The following is a 4,475-nucleotide window of genomic DNA, read 5'->3' as shown; positions in this document are numbered from 1 at the left end:
GGAACGGTCTGCGTTGTCGGGAAGATGCGTGATCTGATCCTTCAACTCAGCAAAAGTTCGATTTATTCAACAAAGCCACTGGTTAGCGAAATCAGGTATTATCTGCGTTCACCTGCTTACGGCGTGACCAACTACAGAGACGTATGCGGCGCCGGACCACTGAAGGAGATGATGATGCACCGGGTAGGCTTACTGATTTCCGATCACTTCCAGGTTATGGGATTATCCACGCTGAGCATTTTTGAGTTTGCCAATCAGGTAAACGGCGAACCGTTTTACCACTGCACGGTTTATTCAGAGCACGGTGGCGCGGTGCAGTCCTCTTCCGGCTTCGGCGTGGACAGCCAGCCGATCCATACAGATATGGAAATGGATACCTGGCTGGTCGCAGGCGTAATGACGCCGCTGGAGTTGCCGGCCACAGCGGGCATCGTTGATTTTCTGCAGGTGCACGCACCCCGGGCCCGCCGGGTGGCCGGGATCTGTACCGGCGCATTCGTGCTGGGGCAGGCCGGTCTGTTATCGGAGCGCCGCGCCACTACGCACTGGGTACATGCCCAGAGTCTGCAACTGCTGCACCCGACGACGCGTATTGAAGAAGACCGCATCTTCATTATTGACGATCACATCTGGACCTCGGCGGGACTCACAGCCGGGCTGGATATGGCGCTGGGAATGGTGGAGAAAGATCTCGGTGCCGAAGTGGCGCGCAGCGTGGCGCACCTGCTGGTCATGCATCACCGCCGCTCCGGCGGACAGACGCAGCACTCTGAGATGCTGATGCTCTCTCCGCGCAGCGACCGGCTGCAGTCGGCGCTGGAATATGCGCGCAACAATCTCAGTAAAGCGCTGACCATCGAAGACCTTGCGGATGCGGTTCACCTCAGCGCGCGGCAGCTCAGCCGCCTGTTCCGTTCTGAGACGGGCAAGTCGCCAGCCAAAGCCATTGAGGGATTACGACTGGAAAACGCCCGCTTGCTGATCGAGCAGAGCAGGCTGCCAATGGAGGTGATAGCCCGTGAATCCGGCTTCCGCGATCGCCGCCATATGCGGGAAGTGTTCATTCGCGGTTACGGCATCCCGCCGCAGTCGCTGCGCACCGGTAAAGCCTGACGCGCGCTGTCCCGCCTGAACGCCTTCTGATCACGATGGCCGGAATCCCGGTCATCATGTTGTCCGAAATCACGACCTTTCTCGTCAGCCGCGCCGGTGCGCGACTGTGTACTATGAATTCACCAACCCGATAACTGACAAGGTGAATATCATGACGCAGCAGACACACACCAACCGCGGCACTGCCGTTGTCACCGGCGCCTCTACCGGTATGGGCGCACTGTACGCCGGCCGCCTGGCACGCATGGGCTATGACCTGATCATCGTGGCCCGCAATCACAACCGCCTGAACCAGCTGGCTGAACACATCACCACCGACAGCGGCCGCAGCGTGGAAGTCATCACCACGGACCTGGCCAATGCCGCACAGCTGAACGCGCTGGAAGATAAGCTGCGTCAGGACGCAAGCATTACGCTGCTGGTGAATAACGCCGGTATCGGCACCCATACCCCATTGCTGGACAGCGACGTGGCGCAGATGAACGCCATGATTAACCTCAACGTCATCGCGCTGACCCGCCTGACCTATGCGCTGGTGCCGGGCATGGTGGCGCGCGGACGCGGCGCAATCATCAACATCGCCTCGATCGTCAGCATTGCGCCTGAGCTGCTGAACGGTGTTTACGGCGGCAGCAAGGCTTACGTGCTGGCGTTCAGTCAGTCGCTGCACCATGAACTGGCCGGTAAGGGGATTCAGGTGCAGGCCGTACTGCCCGGCGCTACCGCGACGCCGTTCTGGGATAACGGCGGTCTGCCGGTTGACCAGCTTGACCCGAACATCGTCATGAGCGCGCAGGAGATGGTTGATGCGGCGCTCACCGGCTTCGCCCGCGGCGAGCTCATTACCATTCCGTCCCTGCAGGACGAAGCGCTCTGGACCCGCTATGAGCAGGCGCGTCAGGCCATGATGCCGCACCTCGGCAGAGACGCGCCGGCTGAACGCTATCGGCCCGTCTCTGTGCACTGAACGCCCCCTTATTCAGAATCGCAATCCCAATAACTGTCCCATTAAGGAATCAGATCATGAAACTGACCGATAACACCATCTTCATCACGGGCGGCACTTCTGGCATCGGCCGCGCAATGGCAGAAAAATTTCATCAGCTGGGCAACCAGGTGATTATCTCCGGACGCCGCGAGGCGCTGCTGCAGGAAGTCACTGCCGCCAGTCCGGGCATGGACTATGTGGTGCTGGACGTCACGCGCGCCGACAGCATTCAGGCCGCAGCACACCACGTGCTGGAACGCTATCCGGCCCTGAACGTGGTCATCAATAATGCTGGCATCATGCCGTTTGATAATGCGGCGGGCGAACTGGATGACGCGCAGGCGGTGACGCTACTGAACACCAATCTTCTGGGCCCGGTGCGCGTCAGTGCGGCCTTTATCGAACACCTGAAGCAGCAGCCGGACGCGGTGCTGATTAACAACAGCTCGGTGCTGGCCTTCCTGCCGCTGGCGACCAACGCGCTTTACTCGGCCACTAAGGCCGCGATTCACTCCTATACCCTGTCGCAGCGCTTCCTGCTGCGTGATACCGGCGTGCAGGTCATCGAAATTTCACCGCCGTGGGTGGATACCGATCTGATTTACAAAAGCGGCGACCCGCGCGCCATGCCGCTGGACGCCTTCATCAGCGAGACGTTTGAAAAGCTGGGTACGGATACCATCGAAGCCATTGTCGACCGCGTGCTGCCGGTGCGCGATAACCCGGGCGCGAACGAGCATACGCTGGTGAATCAGTTCAACCAGTCCGTGGCGGATAACCCGATTCCTGTTCAGTAAACGTTACAGGGGCCCCGGCCCCTGTTTTTTATGCCGGAGATGAATAATGAACGCTGTCATCACCTCTTCCCAGCGCCGCGCGCTGCGCGCGCTGAGCATTGCCTACTTCGTACAGGCTACCGGTGCGCTGTCCGTTGCCGGCAGCCTGCCGGCCATCTCAGCTGCCTGGCAGCTGACTGATGCGCAGAGCGCGCGCTTACTGAGTATTTTCGGACTCACCTTTGCGCTGGCGGCCCCGCTGGTGCAGGTGCTGTTTGGTCACCTGCGCCGTCGCCGGCTGGTGCTCACCGGCATTGCGCTGTTTGGCCTGGGCGCCTTCGCGTTTGTGCTGTCGCCGGGCTACAACGCACTGCTCGCCTCACGCATCCTGATGGGGGCCGGCGCCGGGTTCATCGGTCCGGTGCTGGTTGCGCTGGGTTCAGAGCTGGTGCATGAACAGCAGCGCGGGCGGGCCATCGGCATGGTACTGCTCGGGGTATCGATGGCAAGCCTTGCCGGAATTCCCATTGCTTCATGGGTTGCCGGCCTGTGGGGCGCGAAAGCCCTGTTTGCGCTGGTCGGCGTGGTGAGCCTGCTGAGCGGGCTGAACATTTTGCTGACGGTGCCGGATGACAGTGCCGGGACGCGCATCCGCCTGCGTGAGATGGCCGGCGTGCTGGCCGATGGCAAATACCTGACGGCCTTCCTGGTGGTGTTTTTTATTACTTCCGGCGTTTACAGCTTCTACGCTTTTATCGCGCCGCTCATTCGCGACACTTACACTGGCGGCACGCATGCGGTCTCCGCAGCGCTGGCCGTGCTGGGCGTTGCCGGGGTGCTAGGCAATCTCTGGGTCACCCGCGCGGCGACACGCTTTACCGCTGAGAAGCTGCTGCTGGCCGGCATGACGCTGCTCATCGTCGATACGGCGCTTATCGCCGTGCTGCCGAAAGCGCTGGGCGTGCTGCTGGCGGCGCTGGTGGTCTGGGCGTTTGCCACCGATCTGCTCTGGCCCAGCCAGCAGCGCCGGATCGTCGAGCTGGCATCAGTCCGCCATCGCGGCATTGCGCTGGCGCTGACCAGTGCCTTCATGTTTGGTGGTATCGGCTTTGGCTCTGCGGTAGCTTCCTGGGTTTACCCGGTCGCGGGATTTTACGGGTTGGCCGCGATGTCAGTGGCCTTCATTGTTCTTGCGCTGTGCAGCCTGCAGCTGTCAGAAAAGCTCAGAAAGCCTGTAGCACTTGCTGAACCCTGCCAGAGCGAAATCTGACCCCGCATCACCGGGCTTGCCTCCCGATATCCCTGCCGGGAGGCGGTTTTTATTCCGGACGGATCATTATTTCAATCATCTGCTGCAGCATTTTCCTGATGTCACCGGCCGGGACGTCACTGCAGAATACGCCAAACGGACTGAGGGCGGACCATTCGGTAGACAGCGCCATTATAGTTGTCAGCAGAAACGCCGGGGGGAAGGCTTCGCTCACCTTTCCTGCGGCCTGCGCCTGCTGAAGTGCAGCTATTTTCGGCTTTGTTGAATAAATCGAACTTTTGCTGAGTTGAAGGATCAGATCACGTATCCTCCCGACAACACAGACCAT

Annotated in this window: 5 protein-coding genes; 4 read left to right on the top strand and 1 reads right to left on the bottom strand. The window is 60.5% G+C overall.

Annotated elements, in window-relative coordinates:
* Positions 1–174: 174 nt before the first annotated feature.
* From K5R89_RS26600 to K5R89_RS26585, 4 genes are all read left to right on the top strand, one after another.
* On the top strand, positions 175–1,113 hold the full coding sequence (locus K5R89_RS26600; RefSeq protein ID WP_064175089.1) for a GlxA family transcriptional regulator: 939 nt from the start codon (positions 175–177) through the stop codon (positions 1,111–1,113).
* Between the two features lie 151 nt (positions 1,114–1,264).
* On the top strand, positions 1,265–2,080 hold the full coding sequence (locus K5R89_RS26595; protein WP_064175090.1) for an SDR family oxidoreductase: 816 nt from the start codon (positions 1,265–1,267) through the stop codon (positions 2,078–2,080).
* A 56-nt stretch (positions 2,081–2,136) separates the two neighbouring features.
* Positions 2,137–2,898, top strand: a complete 762-nt coding sequence (locus K5R89_RS26590; protein ID WP_064175091.1) for an SDR family oxidoreductase — start codon at positions 2,137–2,139, stop codon at positions 2,896–2,898.
* A gap of 46 nt (positions 2,899–2,944) precedes the next feature.
* Positions 2,945–4,147 (top strand): MFS transporter, encoded by a 1,203-nt coding sequence (locus K5R89_RS26585; protein WP_064175092.1) that lies wholly within the window; start codon positions 2,945–2,947, stop codon positions 4,145–4,147.
* 49 nt (positions 4,148–4,196) lie between these two features.
* On the opposite strand, the gene K5R89_RS26580 is transcribed toward K5R89_RS26585, so the two are convergent.
* On the bottom strand, positions 4,197–4,475 hold a 279-nt coding region (locus K5R89_RS26580), incomplete at its 5' end, for a hypothetical protein (protein WP_074423728.1).

The organism is Klebsiella sp. TF21-TM (assembly GCF_019753495.1).
Taxonomy (GTDB): Bacteria; Pseudomonadota; Gammaproteobacteria; order Enterobacterales; family Enterobacteriaceae; genus Klebsiella; species Klebsiella quasipneumoniae.
The sequence above is the reverse complement of the archived record's forward strand: the minus strand, read 5'-3'. Positions and strand labels throughout refer to the sequence as shown.

Coding starts and splice junctions, on each gene's coding strand:
- K5R89_RS26590 (WP_064175091.1), top strand. CDS start 2,137: ATGAAACTGACCGATAACACCATCTTCATCACGGGCGGCACTTCTGGC.
- K5R89_RS26600 (WP_064175089.1), top strand. CDS start 175: ATGCACCGGGTAGGCTTACTGATTTCCGATCACTTCCAGGTTATGGGA.
- K5R89_RS26585 (WP_064175092.1), top strand. CDS start 2,945: ATGAACGCTGTCATCACCTCTTCCCAGCGCCGCGCGCTGCGCGCGCTG.
- K5R89_RS26595 (WP_064175090.1), top strand. CDS start 1,265: ATGACGCAGCAGACACACACCAACCGCGGCACTGCCGTTGTCACCGGC.